The organism is Cupriavidus sp. TMH.W2 (assembly GCF_050847365.1).
In the GTDB taxonomy this organism is placed as follows: domain Bacteria; phylum Pseudomonadota; class Gammaproteobacteria; order Burkholderiales; family Burkholderiaceae; genus Cupriavidus.
The window spans coordinates 3,637,966-3,661,981 of the sequence record NZ_CP193792.1 but is presented as its reverse complement, the minus strand read 5'-3'; the positions used below and the strand labels follow the sequence as shown (position 1 = coordinate 3,661,981).

19 protein-coding genes and 2 riboswitches are annotated in these 24,016 nt (G+C 67.2%); of the genes, 9 read left to right on the top strand and 10 right to left on the bottom strand.

Translation table 11 applies throughout. From position 1 onward, the window contains the following. The first annotated feature begins 48 nt into the window (after positions 1-48). From ACREYQ_RS16915 to ACREYQ_RS16900, 4 genes are all read left to right on the top strand, one after another. Positions 49-1,200 carry a branched-chain amino acid ABC transporter substrate-binding protein gene (locus ACREYQ_RS16915; protein ID WP_432258658.1) on the top strand — a complete coding sequence of 384 codons (1,152 nt, stop codon included), beginning with the start codon at positions 49-51 and terminating at the stop codon, positions 1,198-1,200. Between the two features lie 162 nt (positions 1,201-1,362). Next, positions 1,363-3,336, top strand: coding sequence for a tetratricopeptide repeat protein (locus ACREYQ_RS16910; RefSeq protein WP_432258657.1), 1,974 nt, complete (start codon positions 1,363-1,365; stop codon positions 3,334-3,336). A gap of 167 nt (positions 3,337-3,503) precedes the next feature. Next, positions 3,504-4,730 carry a cation:proton antiporter gene (locus ACREYQ_RS16905; RefSeq protein WP_432258656.1) on the top strand — a complete coding sequence of 409 codons (1,227 nt, stop codon included), beginning with the start codon at positions 3,504-3,506 and terminating at the stop codon, positions 4,728-4,730. After that, complete coding sequence (locus ACREYQ_RS16900) at positions 4,730-5,845, top strand: YbdK family carboxylate-amine ligase (RefSeq protein WP_432258655.1); 1,116 nt, start codon at positions 4,730-4,732, stop codon at positions 5,843-5,845. The genes ACREYQ_RS16905 and ACREYQ_RS16900 overlap by 1 nt, the downstream gene beginning before the upstream one ends. A 25-nt stretch (positions 5,846-5,870) precedes the next feature. Here ACREYQ_RS16900 and ACREYQ_RS16895 read toward each other — a convergent pair whose 3' ends face one another. The 8 genes from ACREYQ_RS16895 to ACREYQ_RS16860 form a co-directional block, all read right to left on the bottom strand. Next, positions 5,871-6,362 (bottom strand): YMGG-like glycine zipper-containing protein, encoded by a 492-nt coding sequence (locus ACREYQ_RS16895; RefSeq protein ID WP_432258654.1) that lies wholly within the window; start codon positions 6,360-6,362, stop codon positions 5,871-5,873. Positions 6,363-6,581: 219 nt separating this feature from the next. Then, the gene (locus ACREYQ_RS16890) at positions 6,582-7,055 is read right to left on the bottom strand and encodes an OsmC family protein (protein ID WP_432258653.1); all 474 of its coding nucleotides are present in this window, start codon (positions 7,053-7,055) and stop codon (positions 6,582-6,584) included. A 27-nt stretch (positions 7,056-7,082) separates the two neighbouring features. Further along, positions 7,083-7,820 carry an MBL fold metallo-hydrolase gene (locus ACREYQ_RS16885; RefSeq protein WP_432258652.1) on the bottom strand — a complete coding sequence of 246 codons (738 nt, stop codon included), beginning with the start codon at positions 7,818-7,820 and terminating at the stop codon, positions 7,083-7,085. A 58-nt stretch (positions 7,821-7,878) separates the two neighbouring features. Next, entirely contained in the window at positions 7,879-9,255 is a 1,377-nt protein-coding gene (locus tag ACREYQ_RS16880) for an L-serine ammonia-lyase (protein ID WP_432258651.1), read from the bottom strand. A 278-nt stretch (positions 9,256-9,533) separates the two neighbouring features. Continuing rightward, a complete protein-coding gene (gcvP, locus tag ACREYQ_RS16875) occupies positions 9,534-12,464 on the bottom strand; it encodes an aminomethyl-transferring glycine dehydrogenase (protein ID WP_432258650.1) in 2,931 nt (976 codons plus the stop codon). A gap of 98 nt (positions 12,465-12,562) precedes the next feature. Then, positions 12,563-12,943, bottom strand: coding sequence for a glycine cleavage system protein GcvH (gene gcvH / locus ACREYQ_RS16870; protein WP_018006183.1), 381 nt, complete (start codon positions 12,941-12,943; stop codon positions 12,563-12,565). An 88-nt stretch (positions 12,944-13,031) separates the two neighbouring features. Beyond that, positions 13,032-14,159 (bottom strand): glycine cleavage system aminomethyltransferase GcvT, encoded by a 1,128-nt coding sequence (gcvT, locus tag ACREYQ_RS16865; protein WP_432258649.1) that lies wholly within the window; start codon positions 14,157-14,159, stop codon positions 13,032-13,034. Positions 14,160-14,253: 94 nt separating this feature from the next. Beyond that, a riboswitch (glycine riboswitch) is annotated at positions 14,254-14,379 on the bottom strand. 21 nt (positions 14,380-14,400) lie between these two features. Beyond that, positions 14,401-14,488, bottom strand: a riboswitch (glycine riboswitch). 77 nt (positions 14,489-14,565) lie between these two features. Next, a complete protein-coding gene (locus ACREYQ_RS16860; RefSeq protein WP_432258648.1) occupies positions 14,566-14,799 on the bottom strand; it encodes a glycine zipper 2TM domain-containing protein in 234 nt (77 codons plus the stop codon). 283 nt (positions 14,800-15,082) lie between these two features. Here ACREYQ_RS16860 and ACREYQ_RS16855 point away from each other — a divergent pair, with 283 nt between their 5' ends. Next, complete coding sequence (locus ACREYQ_RS16855) at positions 15,083-17,179, top strand: UvrD-helicase domain-containing protein (protein WP_432258647.1); 2,097 nt, start codon at positions 15,083-15,085, stop codon at positions 17,177-17,179. Between the two features lie 10 nt (positions 17,180-17,189). Here ACREYQ_RS16855 and ACREYQ_RS16850 read toward each other — a convergent pair whose 3' ends face one another. Continuing rightward, positions 17,190-18,320, bottom strand: coding sequence for an ABC transporter substrate-binding protein (locus tag ACREYQ_RS16850; RefSeq protein ID WP_432258646.1), 1,131 nt, complete (start codon positions 18,318-18,320; stop codon positions 17,190-17,192). Between the two features lie 199 nt (positions 18,321-18,519). Between ACREYQ_RS16850 and hemN the strand changes: the two genes are divergently transcribed. Beyond that, positions 18,520-19,992, top strand: coding sequence for an oxygen-independent coproporphyrinogen III oxidase (hemN, locus tag ACREYQ_RS16845; protein ID WP_432258645.1), 1,473 nt, complete (start codon positions 18,520-18,522; stop codon positions 19,990-19,992). A gap of 84 nt (positions 19,993-20,076) precedes the next feature. Here hemN and ACREYQ_RS16840 read toward each other — a convergent pair whose 3' ends face one another. After that, entirely contained in the window at positions 20,077-20,958 is an 882-nt protein-coding gene (locus tag ACREYQ_RS16840) for a c-type cytochrome (RefSeq protein ID WP_432258644.1), read from the bottom strand. A gap of 603 nt (positions 20,959-21,561) precedes the next feature. Here ACREYQ_RS16840 and ACREYQ_RS16835 point away from each other — a divergent pair. From ACREYQ_RS16835 to ACREYQ_RS16825, 3 genes are all read left to right on the top strand, one after another. Next, positions 21,562-22,593 (top strand): integrase, encoded by a 1,032-nt coding sequence (locus ACREYQ_RS16835; protein ID WP_432258643.1) that lies wholly within the window; start codon positions 21,562-21,564, stop codon positions 22,591-22,593. 263 nt (positions 22,594-22,856) lie between these two features. Further along, positions 22,857-23,690, top strand: a complete 834-nt coding sequence (locus ACREYQ_RS16830) for a hypothetical protein (protein ID WP_432258642.1) — start codon at positions 22,857-22,859, stop codon at positions 23,688-23,690. Positions 23,691-23,864: 174 nt separating this feature from the next. Continuing rightward, on the top strand, positions 23,865-23,999 hold the full coding sequence (locus ACREYQ_RS16825; protein WP_256376148.1) for a hypothetical protein: 135 nt from the start codon (positions 23,865-23,867) through the stop codon (positions 23,997-23,999). Positions 24,000-24,016 lie beyond the last annotated feature (17 nt).

The window sequence follows — 24,016 nt, the reverse complement described above, 5'->3', positions numbered from 1 at the left end:
GCCGGCAACGGCACCACATCGGCACCATTTGGGACCCAAGGAGATCTGATGAGCTCGACATTCCACAAGACGGCAATGACCGTTGCCCTGACCCTGGCCGGCCTGACCGCGGCCTCCGCCGCGTTCGCGCAGGCGCAGGAAATCAAGCTGGGCTTTGCCGGCCCGATGACCGGCGGCCAGGCACAGTACGGCAAGGACATGCAGAACGGCATCGTCCTCGCGATCGAGGACATGAACGCCACCAAGCCCAAGATCGGCGGCAAGGAAGTCAAGTTCGTGCTGGTCTCCGAAGACGACCAGGCCGACCCGAAGACCGGTTCGGTAGTCGCACAGAAGCTGGTCGACAACGGCATCCAGGGCATGCTGGGCCATTTCAACTCGGGCACCACCATCCCGGCGTCGATGGTCTACAGCCGCGCCGGCATTCCGCAGATCGCCATGGCGACCGCGCCGGAATACACCAGGCAGGGCTTCAAGACCACGTTCCGCATGATGACCTCCGACACCCAGCAGGGTTCGGTGATCGGCGCCTTCGTGGTGAAGAAGCTGGGCGCGAAGAACATCGCCATCGTCGATGACCGCACCGCCTATGGCCAGGGCCTGGCGGACGAGTTCGAAAAGGCCGCCAAGGCCGCCGGTGGCAAGATCGTGCGCCGCGAGTTCACCAACGACAAGGCGGTGGACTTCAAGGCCGTGCTGACCAACATCAAGCGCAGCAACCCGGACATCATCTTCTACGGCGGTGCCGAGACCCAGTCCGCGCCGATGGCCAAGCAGGTCAAGGAACTGGGCATGAAGGCCCCGCTGGTGTCGGGCGAAATGTCCAAGACCGACAACTTCCTGAAGCTCGCCGGCCCGGCCGCCGAAGGCACGGTGGTGTCGCTGGCCGGCCTGCCGCTGGACCAGATGCCTGGCGGCGCCAACTACGAGAAGAGGTACGAGAAGCGCTTCGGCTCGAAGGTGCAGACCTACTCGCCGTACGCCTATGACGGCGCCACCGCGATGATGACGGCGATGGTCAAGGCCGGCTCGACGGATCCGGTGCGCTACTTGCCGGTACTGGCCGCTACCAATATGCAGGGCGTGACCACCAAGACGCTGGCGTATGACGCGCGTGGCGACCTGAAGGATGGTGGTATCACTGTCTATAAGGTGGTGGGGGGCAAGTGGACGGTGCTGGAGACGGTGGGCGGGAAGTAAGCTGCCTGCTGTTGCCGGTGATGGGAGACGCCGCCTTTTGGGTGGCGTTTTTCCTTTTGGGGCTTGGGCGCCATAGCGCCCACGCACCCAAACAAATCCGACGCCCCACCATTGGCGCATAATCCCGCACTCGCACATTTTTTCATTCCATAGGAGCAGTACGTGTCCGAGCAGGAAGCCAGCTACGACCACGCCATCGGGCTAGCCAACCAGGGGCGCTTCGCCGAAGCCCTGCAGATTGCCGACCAGCTCTCGCAGGGCCGCCCCGAGGTGGTTGATTTCGTCACGCTGCGGGCGCGGCTGCACTTTGACAACGGTGACGCCAATGCCGCGCTGGCGGTGCTGGACGAGGCCCTGGCTCGGCTTGACACCCTGCCGCTGCAGCCGCCGCACCGCTGGGTCTCGCGCGGGGTGATCGCGCACCGCTACGGCGCCATGCTGATGAGCCTGAGCCGCGATGCCGAGGCGCGCCCGTGGCTGCATGAGGCCGCGCAGCGCAGCGGCCTGCTGACCGGCGAATGGGCCGCGCATTTCCACGCCGGCCTGGCGGCCCTGCGCATGGGCGACATGGCCGCCGCGGGGCGTTACTGGTATGACCTGATGGTCCGCAACCCGGACCTGGGCGCGGATGACATTGCCCCGCTGGTGACGGATTACATTGCCCGGGCCGAGGCTGCCGGCGTGCCGGTGGAACCGCTGATGCGCATCTGCCTGGGCCGCGTGGCGCTGGACAACCCGCACCTGCTGGAGCTCGATGCCGCGGCCGGCGATACCGTGGCAGCCGACCAGGCCGCCCGCGTGCTGGCCGAGCACCCTGACCATCCCGAGGCGCGCCGCCTGCGCGCGCCGCTGCGCCATGGTGTGGGCGACGCGCAAGGGGCACTGGACGACCTCGCGGTTTTCCTGCGCCAGGTGCCCGACCCGCACACCCAGGTACGCGAACTGGCCTGGCGCCACCAGCTGGCACAGCGCGCCGACAACGCGCAAGCCGCCCAGCCAGCCGACCGCGAGCCGTGGCTGCGCTTCACGCTGACCGACCAGTCCGACGACGGCGCCGGCTACTACCGCACCGCGATGGCGCTGGGCGAGTTCATCGACGAGGTGCCGGCCGCCGAGGCCGCGCTGCGGCCAGTGCTGGTGCAGGCCGGCCGCGCCGGCGTGGCGCGCTTCGACCAGTACTTTGCCACCGGCCAGGGCGATGCCGCCGGCCATGGCGGCAATGCCGACCCGCATGTCTATTCACTGCTGTGCCGGCTGCTGTCGCGCAGCCTGCCGGCCGGCGCCGCGCATGCGGACGAGCGCATCGCGCTGCACCGCCAGGGCATGGCCGCCAGCGAGTTCATCGACCACTGGATCGACCTGCTCGATTGCCACGCCGACGCCGGCCAGCACCAGGAGGTGGCGGAACTGGCCGGCGAAGTGCTCAACCGCTATCCGCTCGAGCGCAACCCGGCCGACGTGACCTGGGCCTTCAGCCGCATGATCGCGGCCTGGAAGGCCATGGGCGGGGCCGAGCCGACCGAGGCCGCGCGGGCCGCGATGATGCACATGGATGCCCGCCTGGATGCGTTGCCGGTGGAGGCGCGCAGCGAGGCCGCGCATCCGATGGCGCACGCGCGCGCGCACTATGCCGCGCTGCTGCAGGCGCGGCTGGCCGGCATGGACGAGCACGACCGTACCGATACGCTGGCCGAGATCGAGGGCCAGCAACGCCGCGCGCTGTTGGTGGAAGACGCCTGGCTGTACAACCGCTTCGGCCAGGTCTGGCGCGACGTAGGTGACTCGGCGCGCGCGCTGCCGCTGTTCGAGCAGGCGGTGGCGCTGACCGAGGGCGATCCGCTGGACCAGGCTGGCCCGCGCGTGCAGCGCGGGCTGGTGCACAATGCCGCGCGCCGCCACGACGCGGCGCTGGCCGACTTCGTTGCCGCGTTCGCCGTGCGTGACGACTGGGACGCCGAGGTGTACCTGCGCGCGGTGCAGTCCGCGCTCGGCCAGGAGCAGCGCGACACCGCGCTCGGTTATTTCGACAAGGCTCGCGCCCGTGGTGCGGCACAGGGCGCGACGCGCACTTTGTACACAGAGGTGGAAACCGCGCTCAAGGCCACCAGGCCGATGTGGAAAGTCTGGGGCGTCTGAAACTTCGTTCCGCTCCCCCGGAACGGTCTGGAAATGTAAGGGTTGTAAAAAACGCCATCCGAAGATGGCGTTTTTTACGTGAAGATGGCAGAAGTAAGATATAGGTTTGGTGCGGTGTCGGACAATCACTGACATGGATTGTGATGTGCTTACATTACCATGTCGCCATGAACGGACTGAGCCAACTATTTCCAAGCCTCCCGCTCGCCCCAGGCGGCCTGTTCTGGGTCGGGCTGGCGCTGGTCGGCGCCGGCCTGGCTGGCGAACTGAGCCGGCGCTGGCTGCGCTGCCCGCGCATTGTCGGGTACGCGGCGGCGGGGCTTTGCGCCGGCATGCTGGGCCGCGGCATCGTCGACGAGAACATGATCAACCAGACCCGTATCCTGATCGACATGGCGCTGGCGCTGGCCTTGTTCGAACTCGGGCATCGGCTCTCGCTGACCTGGCTGCGCGCCAACCGCTGGCTGCTGCTGACCAGCGCCTTTGAAAGCGTGCTGACCTGGGGCCTGGTGGCCGCGGTGCTGCAGTGGATCGGGGCCTCGCCCGGCGTGGCCATCCTGGCTGGCGGCATCGCGGTCAGCACTTCGCCCACCATCGTGCTGCAGCTCAAGAACGAACTGCGCGCCGAAGGGCAGGTCACCGAGCGGCTGATGGCAATGGCCGCGCTCAACAGCATCTACGCCGCCGCCATCGTGCAGGTCGCCACCGGCTGGCTGCATTCGGAATACGGCAATCTCGGCGCCGCGCTGCTGCATCCGCTATACCTGCTGGCGGGTTCCTGCCTGCTGGCCTGGGTGGTGGGCAAGGCCGGCCATGCCATCTATGACCGCATGTCGGCCGACGACCACTACAGCTTCCTGGTGCTGGTGGGCCTGGTGCTGTTCACGCTGGCGCTGACCCGGGTACTAAAATTGTCGATGCCGCTGACGCTGATGCTGGCCGGCGTGGTCTTCAAGCACCAGGACAACCAGCCGCATGTGTGGCCGCCGCACTTCGGCAGCGCCGGCAGCCTGCTGATCATCGTGATGGTGGTGTCGCTGGGCTTGCCGCTGACGGCACAGGACTGGGCCGTGGGTGGCGCCTACGCCATCGTGCTGGTGCTGCTGCGCCATGCCGCCAAGCTGGCCGGCGTGGTGTCGCTGGGCTCGTTCTCGGGCCTGAGCATGCGCCAGTGCATGGCGTTGGGACTGGCGCTGGCGCCGATGTCGGGCCTGGCCTACCTGCTGATGCACGATGTTGCGCGGCTTTACCCGGGGACCGGCCAGCCGCTGACGGCCATCATCCTGTGCGCGCTGGCCATCGAACAACTTTTCGGTCCGGTGATCGCGGCCTGGGCGCTGCGCTACGCAGGCGAAGTCCGCGTCGATATCCGGGCCAATGGAGGAGGGCGCTGATGTCGCTCGAACCGTTCAAGCACTCAGAGGCACTGACCTTCGGCGTGGAGCTGGAGCTGCAACTGGTCAACCGGCATGACTACGACCTGGCCCCGTTCGCGCCCGACCTGCTGCGCGCGCTCAAGGGTGCGGAGCATGCCGGCGACATCAAGCCCGAGATCAGCCCGTCGATGATCGAGATCAGCACCGGCATCTGCCACAGCTACCAGCAGGCGCTGGAAGAGCTGACCGTGATGCGCGACCTGATGGTGGCGGCCTCGCATTCGCTGAACCTGGGCATCGCCGGCGGCGGCACGCACCCGTTCCAGCAATGGGCCGACCGCACCATCTCGGATTCGCCGCGCTACCAGTACATCTCTGAGCTGTATGGCTACCTGGCCAAGCAGTTCACGGTGTTCGGCCAGCACGTGCATATCGGTTGCCCCAGCGCCGACGAATCCCTGTTCCTGCTGCACGCCATCGGCCGCTATGTGCCGCACTTCGTGGCGCTGGCGGCGTCCTCGCCCTATGTGCAGGGCGTGGATACCGGCTTTGCCTCGGCCCGGCTGAATTCGGTCGCGGCCTTCCCGATGAGCGGGCGCGCGCCGTTCCTGCTGACGTGGGAAGCCTTCACCGCGTACTTCGAGAAGATGCGCAATACCGGCGTGATCGAAAGCATGAAGGACTTTTACTGGGATATCCGGCCCAAGCCGGAGTTCGGCACCATCGAGGTCCGCGTGATGGATACGCCGCTGACGGTGCAGCGCGCCTGCGATATCGCCGCCTATATCCAGATGCTGGCGCGCTACCTGCTGCTGTCGCGCCCATTCATGCCGCAGGAAGACGATTACCTGGTGTACACCTTCAACCGCTTCCAGGCCTGCCGCTTCGGGCTTGAGGGCGAGTACGTGCATCCCAACGAGCTGACGCGCATGCCGATCGCCGAACATATCCTGTCGATCTGCGATGCGCTGGTGCCGCACGCCGAGGCGCTCGGTTCGCTGGAGGCGCTCGCCAATATCCGCGCGCTGGCCGAGCGCCGCGACGGCGACGCCGAGTGGCTGCGCCAGGTCGATGCCGATGCGCGCAGCCAGCGCGAAACAGTGCGCAAGGCGTGTGACCGGTGGGCTGCCTGAGCCCACCGTTGCGCTGGTCCCGGACTTACTTGACGCTGTAGCCGCGCCCCTGCATGCAGGCGGTCCAGGCCTGGTAGTACGAGCCCATTGCCTGGCTGGTATTGGCCGCCGCCTGCTGGTTGGCCGCATTTGCCTGGCGGCGCGACTGGCGGTGCTCCACGCCGCCCGCCACCGTACCCGCTGCAGCGCCGATCGCCGCCCCCTTGCCGGCGTCACCCCCAATCGCCCCCGCCACGGCGCCCGCGGCGGCACCGCCCGCGGCACCGCGCACGCGCTGGCCGCTCTGCGCATGGGCCGGCGGCGGCGCGTTGGCGGCCTGGGCGGGATCCACGCCAGTCTGCTGCTTGGCCCAGCTGTAGCAAGCGCCGTCGTCGCTGGCCTGCTGTTGCTGGCTCTGGCCCTTGGCCGGGTAGGCCATGGGCTTGCTCTGCGCCATGGCCTGGGCCGGGATCAGCGCAACGGCCGCGGCCAGTGCGCCGAGGCCGCGGTACAGCTTGCGATGCTGGCTGTGCTTCATGATGGTGTTCCCCACGAGTGTCGGTTATGCAACGCCTGACGCGCCGCCCGGTGCCCGGGGCAGCGCGTCATTCTGTGGGGACCAGTATTTGCAGTGCCGGGGTGGCAAGTCAAATCAGCGTTTTGATGGCGAGATATAAATTGTTTGTTGTTCGTCGCCAGTTGCCAGTTGCCAGTTGCCAGTCGCCAGTGCACGCGGCCGCGCCGGTGCGGGGCCTGGCTAGACCCCGGCGTACACCGGGTCGCAGCGCACCTCGGTCCTGACCGAGTTGGCGATAAAGCAGGCGTCATGCGCGGCGTGGTGCAGGGCGTCGAGTTCTTCGCGCGTGGGCTCGCGCTGGCCGCCAAAGGTGACCTGCGGGCGCAGCGTGACCACCGTCATGGCCATCCGCCCGTCGGCGTTCTTTTCCATCACACCGGTGGCCGCGTCCAGGTAGCGGTCGACGACAAAGCGCTGCTTCGCCGCCAGCGACAGGAACCACAGCATGTGGCAGCTGGACAGCGAGGCGATGAACATCTCTTCCGGATCGACCGCGCTGGCATCCGACATCGGCAGCGGCACCACATGGGGCGACGATGAACCCGGGACCTCGGCGCCGCCGTCAAAGCGCAGCACATGCCTGCGGCTGTAGCGGTTGCCGGCGAAATCCTGCCCGTCGCGTTGCCAGAGGACCTCGGCGGTGTAGGTGGACATGCAAAGACTCCTGACGTTGGGAAAATCTCAGGCGCCGTGCGGCACGCTTTCGCCGTCGCGCAGCCCCAGGCGCTGGTTGGCCGGCACGGCGACATCGATCAGCTTCGGGCGCGGCAGGTTGAGGTTGCGCATCATCTCGATGAACTCCTCGCGCGTGCGGCCGGCAACGCGGCTGTTGTGGGCGCGTTCCTGGCCGATGGTGGATGAGGTGCGGCCCTTGTAGTCATGGGCCGGATAGACCTGCGTATCGTCGGGCAGCGCAAAGAGCTTCCGGGTCAGGCTGTCGTAGAGCGTGCCGGCGTCGCCGGACTGGAAATCGGTGCGGCCACAGCCGTCGATCAGCAGCGCGTCGCCGGTGAAGACGCGGCGCACGACGCCGCCGGCGGTGGGCTCCTCCCACAGGTAGCTCATGCTGCCGGCGGTGTGCCCGGGCGTGTGTATCGCGCGCAGCACCTGCTTGCCGAAGGCGACCGTATCGCCGTCGATCAGCTGCTTCTGGGCGGGCTTGATATCGCAGCCGGACGGCGCGGCGGTATGCGCGCCGGTCTGCAGCGCGAGGTGGCCGGCCGAGGTGATGTGGTCGGCATGGGCATGGGTCTCGATCACCCACGCCAGCCGCGCGCCGGTTGCCTTCAGCAGCGCCAGGTCGCGCTCCAGCTCGTGGTCGACCGGATCGATCAGCAGCGCCTCCCCGGTGGCGGCATCGATCAGCAGGTAGGTGAAGGTGGACGAGGTCTCGTCGAACAGCTGGTGGAAGGTCTGCATGGCTGTCCTCTTGTTTTTTGTACGCGGAACGCCGCCATGATACGCCGCACCACCATGGCTAGCACTCCACGATATTCACCGCCAGCCCGCCACGCGCCGTTTCCTTGTATTTGGTCTTCATGTCGGCGCCGGTTTCGCGCATGGTCTTGATCACCGAGTCGAGCGATACGTAGTGCGTGCCGTCGCCGCGCAGCGCCATGCGCGCGGCGTTGACTGCCTTGACCGAGGCCATCGCGTTGCGCTCGATGCACGGGATCTGCACCAGTCCGCCGACCGGGTCGCAGGTGAGGCCCAGGTTGTGCTCCATGCCGATCTCGGCGGCGTTCTCCACCTGCGCCGGGCTGCCGCCCTGCACCGCGGCCAGTGCGCCGGCAGCCATCGAACATGCCACGCCGACTTCGCCCTGGCAGCCGACTTCGGCGCCGGAGATCGACGCATTGAGCTTGTACAGCAGCCCGATCGCGCCCGCGGTCAGCAGGAAGTCGACCACGCCCTGCGGGTTCGCGCCCGGCACGAAGCGGTCGTAGTAGTGCAGCACTGCCGGGATGATGCCCGCGGCGCCGTTGGTCGGCGCGGTGACCACGCGCCCGCCGGCGGCATTTTCTTCATTGACGGCGATGGCGTACAGGTTGACCCAGTCCATCACCGAGAGCGGGTCGGACAGGGTGCGCTCGGCACGTTCGGTCAGGCTGCGGAACAGTTCGGGCGCGCGCCGCTTGACCTTGAACGGCCCCGGCAGCTCGCCGTCGGTGCGGCAGCCGCGCGCGACGCACGCCTGCATCACCTCCCAGATATGCAGCAGGCCGCTGGTGACTTCCGCCTCGCTGCGCCAGGTCAGCTCGTTTTCCATCATCAGGCGCGCGATGCTCTTGCCGCTGGCGGTGGCCATCTCCAGCATGTCCTTGCCGCTGCGGAACGGGTGCGGCAGCTGCTGCGCCGCCTTGAGCAACTGCGTATTGGGTGCGCCCGCGGTCACCACGAAGCCGCCGCCGACCGACAGGTAGCGCGCCTCGCGCAGCGTCGCGCCGCTGGCATCGAAGGCGTGGAACTTCATGCCGTTGGGATGCTCGGCCATGGCCTCGCGCCGGTAGAAGGCGATATGCTCTTTCTCGACGAAGGGCACGATATGCCGGCCCAGCAACGACAGCTCGCGGCTGGCGCGCAGCGCGGCCAGGCGCGTTTCGATCGAATCGGGATCGATGGTGTCGGGCGCTTCGCCCATCAGGCCGAGGATCACGCCCTTGTCGGTGCCGTGGCCCTTGCCGGTGGCGCCGAGCGACCCGTACAGCTCCGCGCGCACGCTGGCCACCTGCGGCAGCAGGCCGTCGCGCTCCAGCCCCTGCGCAAACATCAGGGCCGCGCGCATCGGGCCCACGGTATGTGAGCTCGACGGACCGATGCCCACCTTGAACAGATCGAAAACGCTGACTGCCACGAAGGTCTCCAGGGGTTCAATGGCCCACGCAGGGCTCTTGTCGTTGTATGAGGGACGACCACTGGCTCTGGTGGTCCGATTGTTCGCTCCCTCTCCCGCGTGCGGGAGAGGGTTGGGGTGAGGGCGGGTGTCTCCACGAAGTACGGCCGGTGGTTTGCCACCGCCTGCCCTCACCCCCTGCTCCTCGCCCGCAAGCGGGAGGGGAGCAAACCAGCAGCATGCGGCGTCCTCTGTATTGAGCATAGCGCAGCGCCCGGCAGCCCGCCCGGGCCGCTGCCTCAGTCGACCACGTAGTCGCTGACCGGCACGCAGGCGCAGAACAGGTTGCGGTCGCCGTACACGTTGTCGGCACGGCCGACCGGCGGCCAGTACTTCTGCGTGCGCAGCGATGCCACCGGGTAGGCGGCTTCCTCGCGCGTATACTGGCGGGTCCACTCGTTGGCGGTCACCACCGCGGCGGTGTGCGGCGCGTGCTTGAGCGGGTTGTCCTCGCGGTCGAAGGTGCCGTCGGCGACGCGGCCGATTTCCTGGCGGATCGCGATCATCGCGTCGATAAAGCGGTCCAGCTCGTGCAGGGCCTCGCTCTCGGTCGGCTCGATCATCAGCGTGCCCGGCACCGGGAAGCTCATGGTCGGCGCGTGGAAGCCGTAGTCCATCAGGCGCTTGGCCACGTCCTCGTTGCTGATGCCGGCGTCCTTCTGCAGCGGGCGCAGGTCCAGGATGCATTCATGCGCCACCAGGTCGTGCTGGCCCGTGTACAGCACCGGGTAGTACGGCGCCAGGCGCTTGGCCACGTAGTTGGCCGCGAGGATTGCGTTCTCGGTGGCGGCGGTCAGGCCGGCCGAACCCATCATCGCGATATACATCCACGAGATCGGCAGGATGCTGGCCGAGCCGAACGGTGCCGCCGACACGCCGCCGATGCCGCGCTCGTCGCGGCGGTAGCCCACGCTGTCCTGGTTGGGCAGGAAGTCAGCCAGGTGCGCGCCGACCGCGACCGGGCCCACGCCCGGGCCGCCGCCGCCGTGCGGGATGCAGAAGGTCTTGTGCAGGTTCAGGTGCGACACGTCGCCGCCGAACTGGCCCGGCGCGGCGGTGCCGACCATCGCGTTCATATTGGCGCCGTCGACGTAGACCTGGCCGCCGTGCTGGTGCACGATCTCGCAGATCTGCTGCACGCCCTGCTCGAACACGCCGTGCGTGGACGGGTAGGTGATCATGATCGCCGCCAGGTTCTTGCTGTGCTGCTCGGCCTTCTTCGCCAGGTCCTGCAGGTCGACGTTGCCGTTCTCGTCGCAGGCCACCACCACCACCTTCATGCCGGCCATCTGCGCCGACGCCGGGTTGGTGCCGTGCGCCGACGACGGGATCAGGCAGATGTCGCGATGGCTCTCGCCGCGGCTGGCGTGGTATGCGTGGATGATCAGGAGGCCCGCGTACTCGCCCTGCGAGCCGGCGTTGGGCTGCAGGCTGACCGCGGCGTAGCCGGTGGCGGCGCACAGCATGGCCTCCAACTGGTCGATCATCTCGCGGTAGCCCACGGTCTGGTCCAGCGGCGCGAACGGGTGGATCTGGCTGAACTCGGGCCAGGTCACCGGGATCATCTCGCTGGTGGCGTTCAGCTTCATCGTGCACGAACCCAGCGGGATCATGGTGCGGTCCAGCGCCAGGTCCTTGTCGGCCAGCATGCGCAGGTAGCGCAGCATCTCGTGCTCGGCGTGGTGCGTGTTGAAGACCGGGTGGGTCAGGTATGCGCTGGTGCGCGCCAGTGCCGGCGGGAAGGCATCCTGCGCGGCGGCCTCGAGCCTGTCGAAGTCCAGTTCGGCCGGCAGCGGCTTGCCTTGTGTGAAGACTTCCCACAGCGCGACCACGTCGGCGCGGCTGGCGGTCTCGTCCAGCGAGATGCCGACGCGCGTGGCGCTGATATGGCGCAGGTTGATGCCGCGCGCGGTGGCCGCGGCATGGATGGCATCGGTATTGAAGCCGGTTTCCAGCGTCAGCGTGTCGAAGAAGCTGGCGTTGGCGCGCGCGAAGCCCAGCGCCTGCAGGCCGGCGGCCAGCGTCGCGGTCAGGCGATGCACGCGCTGCGCGATGCGCTTGAGGCCTTGCGGGCCGTGGTAGACGGCATACATCGAGGCCATCACGGCCAGCAGCACCTGTGCGGTACAGATGTTCGACGTCGCCTTCTCGCGGCGGATATGCTGCTCGCGCGTCTGCAGCGCCAGGCGGTAGGCCTTGTTGCCCTGCGCATCGATGGTGACGCCCACCAGGCGGCCCGGCATCGAGCGCTTGAACGCGTCCTTCACCGCCATGTAACCGGCGTGCGGGCCGCCGAAGCCCAGCGGCACGCCGAAGCGCTGCGAGTTGCCCACGGCCACGTCGGCTCCCCATTCGCCCGGCGCGGCGATCAGCGTCAGCGCCAAGAGGTCGGCGGCGGCCACCACCAGGCCGCCGGCGGCGTGCACGGCGTCGGCAATGGCGCGGTAGTCATTGACGTCGCCGTTCACGCCCGGGTACTGCAGCAGCACGCCGAAGGCGTTGGCTGCTGCGGCTTCGGCGGCGGGGCCAACCTTGACTTCGATGCCCAGCGGCAGCGCGCGCGTGCGTACCACTTCCAGCGTCTGCGGCAGCACGTCATCGGCCACGTAGAAGGTGTCCGAGTCGTGCTTGTTCACGCGCTGCAGCAGCGTCATCGCCTCGGCCGCGGCGGTGCCTTCGTCCAGCATCGACGCGTTGGCGATATCCAGCCCGGTCAGGTCGGTGACCATCTGCTGGAAGTTCAGCATCGCTTCCAGGCGGCCTTGCGAGATTTCGGGCTGGTAGGGCGTGTAGGCGGTGTACCAGGCCGGGTTCTCGAAGATATTGCGCAGGATGACGCCGGGCGTGACGGTGTTGTAGTAGCCCTGGCCGATAAAGCTCTTCAGGACCTTGTTCTTGCCCGCCAGCCCGCGCAGCTTCGCCAGCGCGGCTTCTTCGCTCAGCGGCTCGGTGAACTCGCCCATCGGCATGCCGTCGCGGCGGCGGATGGCGGCGGGAATGACGGCATCGATCAGCGCGGCGCGGCTGTCATAGCCCAGCACCTTCAGCATGTGCTGCTGTTCGGGGGTATCGGGGCCGATATGGCGGGCGGCGAAGGCGTCGCGCGCCTCCAGTTCGGCCAGCGTGGGCCGGTTCACTTGGGCGGCGTTCATGGGAAGCGGGGCGTTCATGGGCAAGAACCTCGTTCAGTGCGCTCGGCAGGTGGTCAGCCATGCCGGCGCGCTTCAAATGTTGCTTGTCATTCCCGCCTGCGCGGGAATGACAAAAATCAGGCGCCGACGCTGGCCTTGTAGGCGTCGGCCGACATCAGGCCGTTGACGTCGTCGCCGTTGGCCGGCTTGAGCTTGAACAGCCACGCGTCGAAGGCGTTGGCGTTGACGCTTTCCGGCGCGGCCGTGGCGGCCTCGTTGACGGCGATCACTTCGCCGGCCACCGGGGCGTAGATGTCGGAAGCGGCCTTCACCGATTCCACCACTGCCAGCGCGTCGCCGGCACCGACCGACTTGCCCACTTCGGGCAGCTCCAGGAAGACGATATCGCCCAGCGCGTCCTGGGCGTGGTCGGTGATGCCGATGGTGAGCGTGCCGTCGGCTTCGACGCGTACCCACTCATGCGACTCGGTGTACTTGAGGTCAGCGGGGAAATTCATGGAGGTTCTCCGGATGCAGATTTGTTTCTTGTTGGGTGATGCCTGCCCGGCAAGCGCCGGCAGGCGAGGGCGACCGTTGGTATGAGCTTCAGCTCACGAGTGCCTTGCCATTGCGCACAAACGGCAGTTTAACCACAGTCGCGTTGAGTTTGCGGTCGCGGATCTCCACCTGCACCGTATCGCCCACGGCGACCTCCTTCGGCAGGCGGGCAAAGGCGATCGACTGGGACAGCGACGGGCTGAAGGTGCCGCTGGTGATTTCGCCGTCACCGGCCGGGGTGACCACCTTTTGGTGGGCGCGCAGCACGCCCCCCTTGTCACGCAGGATCAGGCCAAGGAATTGCTGGCGCGATCCGGCCGCGGCCAGCGCCGCCTTGCCGGTGAAGTCGCGCTCGCTCTGCAGGTCCACCGTCCAGGCCAGGCCCGCGTCCAGCGGCGAGGTGTTGATATCCATGTCCTGGCCGTACAGGTTCATGCCGGCTTCCAGGCGCAGCGTGTCGCGCGCGCCCAGGCCGGCCGGGCGCACGCCGGCCGCGTTCAGCTTTTCCCAGACGGCGGCCACGTTTTCCGCCGGCACCACCAGTTCGAAGCCGTCTTCGCCGGTGTAGCCGGTGCGCGCGACCATGATCTCGCCGATGGCGGGGTCCTGGACCACGGCGGCGTTGAAGGGCTTGAGCGCGTCCGAAGGCTGGGTCGAGGGGAAGGTGCTCCACACTTTGGCGCGGGCGTTGGGGCCCTGCACGGCGACGATGGCCAGCGGCTGCACGCCTGCGGGCGCAACGTCTTCACGGCGCGGGGTGATGGTCACGCCGCTGCCGGTGGCTTCGTTGCGCGCGCGGATCCATGCGATGTCGCCCAGCGCGGTGCTGGCGTTGACGACCAGGCGGAAGCGGTCTTCGGCAAAGAAGTAGACGATCAGGTCGTCGATCACGCCGCCTTTTTCATCCAGCATGCAGGCGTAGAGCGCCTTGCCCGGCGTCTGCAGCTTGTCGACATTGTTGGCCAGCAGGCCGCGCAGGAAACTGCGGGTATTGGCGCCGTTGAGATCGACCACGCACATGTGCGACACGTCGAACATGCCGGCGTCGCTGCGCACGGCATTGTGCTCTTCGATCTGGGAGCCGTAGTTGACCGGCATGTCCCAGCCGCCGAAGTCGACCATGCGGGCGCCGAGGGCGCGGTGGATAGCGTTGAGGGGCGTGGCCTGGAGCGTCATGGGATCCTCGGGGGCAATCTCGGTTTGCGAAAACGAAAAAGGGCCATCCGCCGCAACGCTCGCCACGCCCGTGGCGTGGCAATCCGCTGCGGCGGATGACCCCTCTGTCCTCGATACCTGAGAGATTACAAGGCGGATCCTGGCGGAACCGGTCCTCGTGCGCCCCTTCGGTGGGCACGCTCGCCACGAATGGCGGGTGCCGCTCTCCAGAGTGCGGCATGCATTGTGTGCATGTTGCATGCCGATCCGACCGGTCCGTGGTGCCTGAGAGTTTTCGGGTGATACCCCTTCGGCGGCGCAGTCGATGCGCGCTCTCCCGGTCGGATGCGCGCAATGTACGGGAGGCCCCGGGCTTTGTCAAACCGGCCGCGCCGGCCGGGCGCCGGTGCCCGGCGGCACGCGCTGCTTACTTGTGGTGACGGTTGTCGTCGGTCACCACATTGCCGATCACACCGCCGACGGCCGCACCGCCGAGCGTGCCCAGCGCACTGCCATTGGTCAGCACGGCGCCGCCAACGGCACCCGCGCCCGCGCCGATCGCCGTGTTGCGCTGCTTGGGCGTCATGTCCGCACAGCCCGCGAAGGCCGCGACCGTCACGCCGACCAGTGTCACCTTGGTCAAAGTCTGCAGGGTTTTCATTATTGGCTCCGATGTGATGATATGTGCATGTCCGCGCGGCCTCGGAGGCCAGGGGGACACGTTAGTTAGAACCTTGCATTGCGCGATCGGCTCCGGGCTTTACGAAGTGTTACGCCGGTGACACAAGCAGTTGCGTCAATGCGGTTTGCGCTGACTGACCTGCCGCGGCCAGCGTGTTAACATCAATAGCTTTGCCGCCGTTCCCGTCTCAGTGGTGCCGGCGTATCCCGCCTGGCGTTCCCGCTTTTCTGCTGATTTCCCTGCTTCCTACCGCATTCCACGCATGACCCACGGCCTCAATTCCGCCCAATCCGAAGCCGTCCGCTACCTGGACGGCCCTTGCCTGGTGCTGGCCGGGGCGGGCTCGGGCAAGACCCGGGTGATCACGCAGAAGATCGCGCATCTGATCGAGGACAAGGGCTTCGAGCCGCGTCATATCGCCGCCGTCACCTTTACCAACAAGGCCGCCAAGGAGATGCAGGAGCGCATCGGCAAGCTGATGGAGGGCAAGACCACGCGCGAGGGCAAGCGCATCCCGCTCAGGCAGCTGACGGTCTGTACCTTCCACTCGCTCGGGGTGCAGATCCTGCGCATGGAGGCCGAGCACGTGGGCCTGAAGCCGCAGTTCTCGATCATGGATTCGGACGACTGCTTTGGCCTGATCCAGGAGCAGCTGGGCACCACCGACAAGAAGCTGATCCGCGGCGTGCAGGGCACGATCTCGCTGTGGAAGAACGGCATGGTCGATCCCGAGGCGGCGATCGCCCAGGCCGCCAATGCCGACGAGCACCAGGCCGCGCTGGTCTACCGCAACTACGTGGCCACGCTGCACGCCTACCAGGCGGTGGATTTCGACGACCTGATCCGCCTGCCGGCCGAACTGTTCGCGCGCAATGAAACCGTGCAGCTCAAGTGGCAGAATCGCCTGCGCTATTTTCTGGTTGACGAATACCAGGACACCAACGCCTGCCAGTACCAGCTGCTCAAGCTGCTGGCGGGCGGCTCGCACCTGCGCGCGCCGGCGTTTACCGCGGTGGGCGACGACGACCAGGCCATCTACGGCTGGCGCGGCGCCACGCTGGACAACCTGCGCGGGCTGCAGACCGACTTCCCGGACCTGAAGGTGATCAAGCTGGAGCAGAACTACCGCTCCACCGTGCGCATCCTGGAAGCGGCCAATGCCGTCATCGCCAACAATCCCAAGCTGTTCGACAAGAAGCTGTGGAGCGAGCACGGCATGGGCGACCCCATCGCCATCCACCCGATGAACGACGAGGAACACGAGGCCGAGTCGGTGGTGTTCCGCCTGTCCGCGCACAAGTTCGAGCGCCGCGCGCAGTTCCGCGACTACGCCATCCTGTACCGCGGCAACCACCAGGCGCGGCTGTTCGAGCAGATTCTGCGGCGCGAGCGCATTCCCTATGTGCTGTCGGGCGGCCAGAGCTTCTTCGACAAGGCCGAGATCAAGGACATCTGCGCCTACCTGCGCCTGATCGCCAACCCTGACGACGATCCCGCCTTTATCCGCGCCATCACCACGCCGCGCCGGGGCGTGGGCAATACCACGCTGGAAGTGCTGGGCACCTTCGCGGGCCAGGCCAAGGTGTCGCTGTTCGAGGCGGCGATGATGGGCGGCATCGAAGGCAAGCTGCAGCCGCGCCAGCTGGAGCCGCTGCGCGTGTTCTGCGAATCGATGGTGCGCCTGGCCGACCGCGCGGCCAGGGACCCCGCCACCGTGGTGCTCGACGACCTGATGGCAGGCATCCACTACGAGGCCTACCTGTACGACAGCTTCGACGAACGGCAGGCACAGTCGCGCTGGACCAACACACTGGAATTTCTGGACTGGCTCAAGCGTAAAGGCACCAAGCCCGAGGGCGCCGAGGGCGAGGAAGCCACCGGCTTTGACAATGCCGACGGCTTCGGCAGCGAAGGCAAGAACCTGCTGGAACTGACCCAGACCGTGGCGCTCATGAGCATGCTCGAAGGCCGCGAGGAAGATCCCGACGCGGTGCGCCTGTCCACGCTGCACGCGTCCAAAGGGCTAGAGTACCCGCACGTGTTCCTGGTCGGCGTGGAGGAGGGCATCCTGCCCCACTGCCGCGAGGACGAGGACATGAGCGACGAGAAGATCGAGGAAGAACGGCGGCTGATGTATGTCGGCATCACCCGCGCCCAGCGCAGCCTGCATGTCAGCTGGTGCAAGAAGCGCAAGCGCGCGCGCGACACCTACTCGTGCCAGCCGTCGCGCTTTATCGGCGAGATGAAGCTGGAAGAGGCGCCCGCGCCGGTGGACCAGACCCCGGCAATGAGCCCCAAGGACCGGCTCGGCGCGCTCAAGGCGCTGCTGGGCACCGGCGGCAAGACCGCCGCCGGCTGAGGCAAGTGCGTCAGCGCGCGCCTGACACCGCCAGCGTGACGTACTGCGAGCCGCGCTGGCCGTGGGTGAAGTCGAGCGTGAAGTCACCCACGTCGACACGCCCCTGCAGCGCGCGCCGCAGCTCGGCCGGGCCGCTTGCGTGCGCGCCGGCAAGTGCCCGCGCCAGCCACGCAGCGCCGATATAGCCGGCCAGCGTCGCCGCCGACGGCGGCTCGTCCAGGTACTGCTTCATGCGGGCCACATGCTCCTTCACCACCCGCAAGGTAGCCTGCTGCGGCCCCGGCGCGACCTGGGTCAGCACCATGCCGCCGTTGTAGCCGCTGCCCAGGATCTCGCGCGCCACGGCGGCGCTGACCGACGACAGGCCGACCAGGAAGCCGTACCACCCCTGCGCGGCCAGCGCCCGGCCCAGGCCGGCATAGGCGAGGGTGTCGCCGGCCACGATCACCGCGCCCGGACGGGTCGCGGCGATGCGCCGGGCGGCGGCCTCGCCATTGCCCTCCAGGGGCACCGCGCGCGTGCCGGTCTGCGCCTCCAGCCGGGCCAGCGAGGGGACCGCGAAGTCCGGCGCCAGTGCCAGCGCAATGCTCGTCAGCCCATAGCTGCGCAGCTGTTGCACCGCCGCGTCCAGTTCAGTCTGGTAGTCGGCACGGGTGAACCAGACGTTCTCGGCCGCCAGCGCCAGCCCCGACCAAGGTGCCACGATCTGCACGCCGCGCCGCGAGAGTTCGGTGGATGCCGCCAGCCCCGGCAGCAGCCGGTCGCCCGGGCCGAACAGCAGCTCGGCGTGTTCGGTATCGGCCAGTGACACCGCCTGCGCCACCGCGCGGCGCGGATCGGGGTCGGCATCGCGCACCACGTGCAGGACGCGCACCGGGCCGTTGGCGGCATTGACGGCATCGAACATGACCTTGGCCCCGGCCAGGTAGTCGCGCGCCAGGTCGGCCTGCGCGCCGGAGCGGTCGAGCAGATGCCCGACCACCACCGTGCGGCGCGCCTGCGCAAGGGCCGGCCAGCCGGGGAGGGTTAGTGCCATGCCGGCGGCGGCAAGCACGCGGCGCCGCTGCCGGGCTGGTGCGGGCAGGCTGGCGCGCAGCGGTGGGTACGGTGCAGGGACGGGAGTCTGTTCGGAAGTTGGCATCGCAGAGGCAGGAACGGAGGGCGCGCGGGCCGCGGTGGCGCGCAGCTTAACCGCCGCACATGACACCAATGTGACGTCCGCGAGCGCGCGGTTCCGGCGTGGCCGGCAGCGCCAATGTCCGCGGTTGACGATGGTCAACGCGCCAGAGCCAGCGCGGTTCTACGATGGGGCGTCCTACATCCGTTCCCCTGCGCCCCCCATGACTGCGTCCGCGATGACTTCCCCTGCGCTCGACCGCCGCGCCCTGTCCGACTTCCGTGCGCTGGCCGGGCGCATCGACGGCAACGGCCCGCGCTACACCTCGTACCCGACCGCCGACCGCTTCCGCAACGGCCCCGACCTGTCGCTGTACCACGACGCCCTGGCCGCCTGCCGCGCCGACGCGCCGGCACCGCTGTCGCTATACCTGCATATCCCGTTCTGCGAGAACATCTGCTACTACTGCGGCTGCAACAAGATCATCACGCGCGACCACGGCCGCAGCGCCCGCTACGTCAGCTACCTGGGCCGCGAGATGGCCATGGTGGCCGACCGGCTCGGCACGCGCCGCGAGGTGATCCAGTCGCACTGGGGCGGCGGCACGCCCACCTTCCTCGACCCTGACGAAATGCGCCGCGTGATGGCGCTGCTGAACGAGCATTTCGCGCTGGCGGCCGACGGCGAGCACTCGATCGAGATCGACCCGCGCCGCGTCGGCCATGCCCGCATGGCGCTGCTGGCCGAGCTCGGCTTCAACCGCGTCAGCCTGGGCGTGCAGGATTTCGATGCCGAAGTCCAGCAGGCCATCCACCGCATCCAGCCTTTCGAAGCGACCCGCGCCGTGGTCGATGCCGCGCGCACGCTGGGCTTCCGGTCGGTCAGCCTGGACCTGATCTACGGCCTGCCGCACCAGACCGCGGCGCGCTTTGGCCGCACCATCGGGCAGGTGCTGGGGCTGCGCCCAGACCGGCTTTCGGTCTACAGCTATGCCCACCTCCCGCATGTGTTCAAGCCGCAGCGCCGCATCGACGAAAGCGCCTTGCCGCCGGCGGGCGAAAAGCTCGACATCCTGGTCTCCACGATCGAGCGGCTGACCGCCGAGGGCTATGTCTATATCGGCATGGATCATTTCGCGCTGCCCGACGACGACCTCGCCGTGGCCCAGCGCGAAGGCCGGCTGCAGCGCAATTTCCAGGGCTACTCGACGCACGCCGGCTACGACCAGGTCGGGCTCGGCATCTCCGCGATCGGCGCGATCGCCGGGCGCTATGTGCAGAACGCGCGCACGCTCGACGCATACTACGGCGCGCTCGACCAGGGCCGCCTGCCGCTGGCGCGCGGCGTGGCGATGAACGCCGACGACCACCTGCGGCGCGAGATCATCGGCGACCTGATGTGCAACGGCGTACTTGACCTGCCCGCGATCGAGGCGCGCCACGGCATCGATTTCAACTGGGTGTTTTCGGCGGAACTGGCCGATCTGGGCCGCTTGGCCGAGGATGGGCTGGTGCGGTGCGAACCCGGCCGCATCACCGTGACGCCGCTGGGCCGGCTGCTGGTGCGGCGCGTGGCGATGGTGTTCGACTCCTACCTGCGCGAGGATGCCGCCCGCCGCGCGGACAACGACGCCCATGCCGCCAGCGATGGCGCGCGGGCGATCCGCATCGTGCCGCGCTACTCGCGCGTGGTGTAGCGCCCGCGCAGTCCGCAGGGACGAACCCGGGACGAAAAAAACCCGCGCACATTGCGCGGGTTTTTTTGATTGCAGCGATTCGGCTTACTTGGCGGCGCTGGCCATGTAGTCGGCGGCGGCAAGCACATCCGCGTCCGGGCCGGCGTAGCCACCCTTGGGCGGCATCACGCCCTTGCCCTTGAGCGCGAAGTTGTGGACCGCATCCATCCCTTCCTTCAGGCGCGGCGCCCACGCGGCCTTGTCGCCGAACTTGGGCGCACCGGCCACGCCGGCCGCGTGGCAGGCGGCGCAGACTTGCTCGTAGACCTTCTTGCCGACATCCGCCGAGGCAGCTGCCGGTGCCGCGGCAGGTGCCGGTGCTGCGGCGGCGGCCGGAGCAGCCGGGGCCGGCGCGGCAGTAGCAGCCGGAGCGGCGGCTTCAGAAGCGGCGGCAGCCGTTGGCGCCGCAGCGGCCGGGGCAGCTGGCTCGGGGAACTTGGCGCCACCGGCATCGGCCATGTAGACCACGGCGCGGGACAGTTCGTAATCGGTGTAGTCGTCCGGGGTGCTGCCGGCGCGCGGCGGCATGGCGCCCTTGCCATTGAGCAGCGACTTCACCAGGCCCTCGAAGCCCTGGCCGATACGCGCGCTCCAGTCGCCGGCATTGCCGTACTTGGGCGCACCCGCCGCGCCGGTCGCGTGGCAGGCGGCGCAGATTTCCTTGTAGACCTGTTCGCCCGTCTTGAACACGCGCGGCGCGTTGGCATCCTTGATTTCGAGCGAGGCGACCGGCTTGATGCGGTCGTTGACGGCTTCCGCCGTGGTGACTGCACCGGCGCTTTCCGTAGAGCCGTGTCCGACAAAGTTGACCAGCAGGATGATCACGATGATCGGCACCAGGAACGCCGCGATCACGACTGCGATCAATTGCTTCGGGGTTTTGATGGGAGACTCGTGTTCGGGGTGTTCGTTGTGGACGTCGCTCATACAGAACTCTCAGTTTTGCAGGAAACCTTCTGGCCGCTTACGCTCGGCTTGCTTTTTCTGGCCCTGGCGTGGCCCTTCGCTGACCACTATCCGGCCCCATCCGGACCGCCCGCGCTCCCCTGCGGCCCTTGCCTGACTTGGGTCTGTTGCCATTTGCGCGCTTCGGACTGTCTCCCGGACCGGGCCCGATTGTCACCCACAACCAGCCGCGCGGACTTGATCCCGGTCGACTCGTTGCGTCGGCGGCGCGACGGGCACGATTTGACGCAAATAGCTGGCGATTATAGCGCCAAAGCCCCCTGGCCAGTGCCAAAAAGCGGCGGTTGCGAGACGTTCCCCGACGCCCGTGGAGGCCCCGCATGGACGGCGCCGGGCAAAAGCGGTATCCTATGCGACTTCTCTGCGGCGGCACTCGCCCGCCGCAACCGCTGTACCCGCAAAACCGGTTGCAAAACCGTCCTGTGCGCCCGTAGCTCAATGGATAGAGTACTGCCCTCCGAAGGACGGGAAGGCTGCAACGATAACCGTTGACCGGCTTGGGTTTGCGGCGGATCAGAGTCCCGTAAGTCACTCCCGTAGGACGCCTACAGGACTCGACTCATCATGGGCGTCATCACCAAGCGCATCGCCAAAAACGGCACAACGACCTTCCAGGCGAAGTGTCGCAGGGCTTCGTTCCCGACCGTCTCCAAAACCTTCACCAACCTCCAAGACGCCAAGGCTTTCGTCCGCCGCGTTGAACGCGCGTTCGACTTGGGCGAGCTACCGCCCGACCTCCTCCCGAAGTCCGCCGCAGGGCAGCGCGCGGCCAGCGACTCGGGGAACCTCGCGACCGTGGCCGACCTGCTCCGGAAGTACCGGGAGGATGTTGCGCCGAAGCATCGCGGCGCGGACCTCGAACAGATGAGGCTCGACTACTGGCTGCGGGGCGAACTGCCGTTTGCGGAGGTGGCCGTTGGTCTACTTACCCCGGCCCATCTCGCCTCCTACCGGGATGCGCGGCTGAAGGTCGTGTCCGCAGGGACGGTGCTCCGGGAGTTCAACCTACTGCGGGCCGTGCTCAACGTCGCGAAGATGGAGTGGGGCGTGGCCGTACCAGACTTGAAGATCACACGGCCCAAGGCTCCACCCCCTCGGGAGCGCGTCCTATCCGCCGCAGAGGAGACCGCGTTGCTGGCCGCAGCAGCGAAGGGCAGCCGCAACAAGTACCTCGCCCCAGCGATCATCTTCGCGGTGGAGACCGCCTGCCGGCAGGGCGAGATTCTGGCCGTGCTCTGGGAAGACGTGGACTATGAGAGGAGGGTGGCGCGGCTGCGCACCACCAAGAACGGGCTACCCCGAGACGTGCCGCTGTCCTCGCGCGCGATTGAAGTTCTCCGGGCGCTGCCGCAAGACACGCGCGACGGTCGTGTGTTCTGTACTTATGAACTCAAGCAGGCGTTCGCCCGCCTCGTGAAGCGAGCGAAGCTGCCGCACATCGTGTTCCATGACCTCAGACATACGGCCCTGACCCGATATGCGGAGCGCGGACTGGACCAGATACGTCTGTCGGTCATCTCCGGCCACAAAACGCTCCAGATGTTGAAGCGGTACGTCCACTTGAAGGCTGAGGACGTGGCGGAACTGATGGGATAAGTACCCGCAGACCCTTCCAGAACGCTTGTACGCCATGATGGGCGGCCCAATGTGGCCGCCCTTTTTGTTAGTATTCTCCTAATATTTAGACCGCAACTAGTTGATTCATAACGATATCGCAAAGGCGAAACGTACCCGCACTAGAAGTTACGTATGCGCTAACGAATAAGCTAACGTAAAGAAATACGGATTTCTGGCGTTTAGGGCTGGCACGACGCAAAACTTGCTGATACACTCCGGTCATTGTGAGATGGAGGTGACCGATGAGTGACGTGCGCAAGAAGAGCCCAAGGGCTCCGACGATGGCCTTGCCGGATGCGCTCGACCGCGTGGAGAAGATTTACGCGCAAGACGGCCGTCACGCCACGCCCGTCGAAATCATTGCGCAAGCTCTCGGCTACAAGAGCGCCACCAACGGTTCCGCCGCGCAGGCGATTGCGTCGCTGCGGTACTACGGCCTGCTGGAGCGCCCGAAGGAAGGGCACCTGGCCGTGGCCAAGGACTACGAGAGCTACAAGTACAGCCCGGACGAAGAGCAGAAGCAGTCCCTCCTGATCGGCTGGCTGCGCACGCCGCCGATCTTTTCCACCCTGCTCGAAAAGTACGATGGCCGTCTGCCGTCCGACGCGAACATTCGGTACGACCTCATCAGCATGGGCTTCATCCCTGCGGGCGCTGACGCGTATGTGAGCGTGTTCCGGCGTTCGGTCGAGTTCGCCCGGTTCTATGAGCAGGTCGCCGCACAGCCGGAAGATGACGAGCAGCAGTCCGCGTTCGTCAGCGGTGCTGAGCCGACTCCCGTCCAAGGCCAAATGTTGCTGCAGATGGCTGCGCCTCAACTGCACGCGACGGGTCATGTAGCGCAACCGGCTCCCGCCGCGCATAGCGCGGTACAGGCGGGCGTGTCCATTGCCCATGCGCAGACGCATAACCCGGACGTAATCCGAGTGCCGGTACGTCTGTCGAAGGGGCGTTGTGCGTATTTGGAGTTGCCGATTCCCTTCTATGAAGCCGATAAGAAGCGGCTGAAGGCGTATATCGACATGCAGCTTGCGGATGATGCCGATGAGGCGGATGACGATGCGGATGACGAGTAAACCGCACGCGCAAAGAAAAAGCCTTACGCAGCGCCAACTGCGTAAGGCCATTCATCTCCCTGTGACAAAGGTTCCGTCCAAAAGGGAGGCCGGGAACAATCCCCGAGGTAGAAACCCATTATTGGGTCGAGGGTTGCCGGTGTCAAGCGGAGCCGCAGGTAAGGAGTTCCAGATATGGAAAACCCCCACCGCCCCGCCCCGCCGGGGTTTCGCTGGGTCTACTGCAAGTGCTTCAAGCACTGGCGTACCGGCAAGCTCGTCTATCCGAAGACGGCGGACTGCTTCATGTTCCTTGTCCGGGCACGGTAAGTAGAGCGCCCAGGCAA

Excerpts from the sequence above, each read along its gene's own strand:
- ACREYQ_RS16890 (WP_432258653.1), bottom strand. The coding sequence starts at position 7,055 with ATGTCCACCTACACCGCCGAGGTCCTCTGGCAACGCGACGGGCAGGAT.
- gcvT (WP_432258649.1), bottom strand. The coding sequence starts at position 14,159 with ATGACGCTCCAGGCCACGCCCCTCAACGCTATCCACCGCGCCCTCGGC.
- ACREYQ_RS16895 (WP_432258654.1), bottom strand. The coding sequence starts at position 6,362 with ATGAAGCACAGCCAGCATCGCAAGCTGTACCGCGGCCTCGGCGCACTG.
- ACREYQ_RS16835 (WP_432258643.1), top strand. The coding sequence starts at position 21,562 with ATGGGCGTCATCACCAAGCGCATCGCCAAAAACGGCACAACGACCTTC.
- ACREYQ_RS16850 (WP_432258646.1), bottom strand. The coding sequence starts at position 18,320 with ATGCCAACTTCCGAACAGACTCCCGTCCCTGCACCGTACCCACCGCTG.
- ACREYQ_RS16860 (WP_432258648.1), bottom strand. The coding sequence starts at position 14,799 with ATGAAAACCCTGCAGACTTTGACCAAGGTGACACTGGTCGGCGTGACG.
- gcvH (WP_018006183.1), bottom strand. The coding sequence starts at position 12,943 with ATGAATTTCCCCGCTGACCTCAAGTACACCGAGTCGCATGAGTGGGTA.
- ACREYQ_RS16885 (WP_432258652.1), bottom strand. The coding sequence starts at position 7,820 with ATGCAGACCTTCCACCAGCTGTTCGACGAGACCTCGTCCACCTTCACC.
- gcvP (WP_432258650.1), bottom strand. The coding sequence starts at position 12,464 with ATGAACGCCCCGCTTCCCATGAACGCCGCCCAAGTGAACCGGCCCACG.
- ACREYQ_RS16905 (WP_432258656.1), top strand. The coding sequence starts at position 3,504 with ATGAACGGACTGAGCCAACTATTTCCAAGCCTCCCGCTCGCCCCAGGC.
- ACREYQ_RS16830 (WP_432258642.1), top strand. The coding sequence starts at position 22,857 with ATGAGTGACGTGCGCAAGAAGAGCCCAAGGGCTCCGACGATGGCCTTG.
- ACREYQ_RS16915 (WP_432258658.1), top strand. The coding sequence starts at position 49 with ATGAGCTCGACATTCCACAAGACGGCAATGACCGTTGCCCTGACCCTG.
- ACREYQ_RS16825 (WP_256376148.1), top strand. The coding sequence starts at position 23,865 with ATGGAAAACCCCCACCGCCCCGCCCCGCCGGGGTTTCGCTGGGTCTAC.
- ACREYQ_RS16900 (WP_432258655.1), top strand. The coding sequence starts at position 4,730 with ATGTCGCTCGAACCGTTCAAGCACTCAGAGGCACTGACCTTCGGCGTG.
- ACREYQ_RS16855 (WP_432258647.1), top strand. The coding sequence starts at position 15,083 with ATGACCCACGGCCTCAATTCCGCCCAATCCGAAGCCGTCCGCTACCTG.
- ACREYQ_RS16840 (WP_432258644.1), bottom strand. The coding sequence starts at position 20,958 with ATGAGCGACGTCCACAACGAACACCCCGAACACGAGTCTCCCATCAAA.
- hemN (WP_432258645.1), top strand. The coding sequence starts at position 18,520 with ATGACTGCGTCCGCGATGACTTCCCCTGCGCTCGACCGCCGCGCCCTG.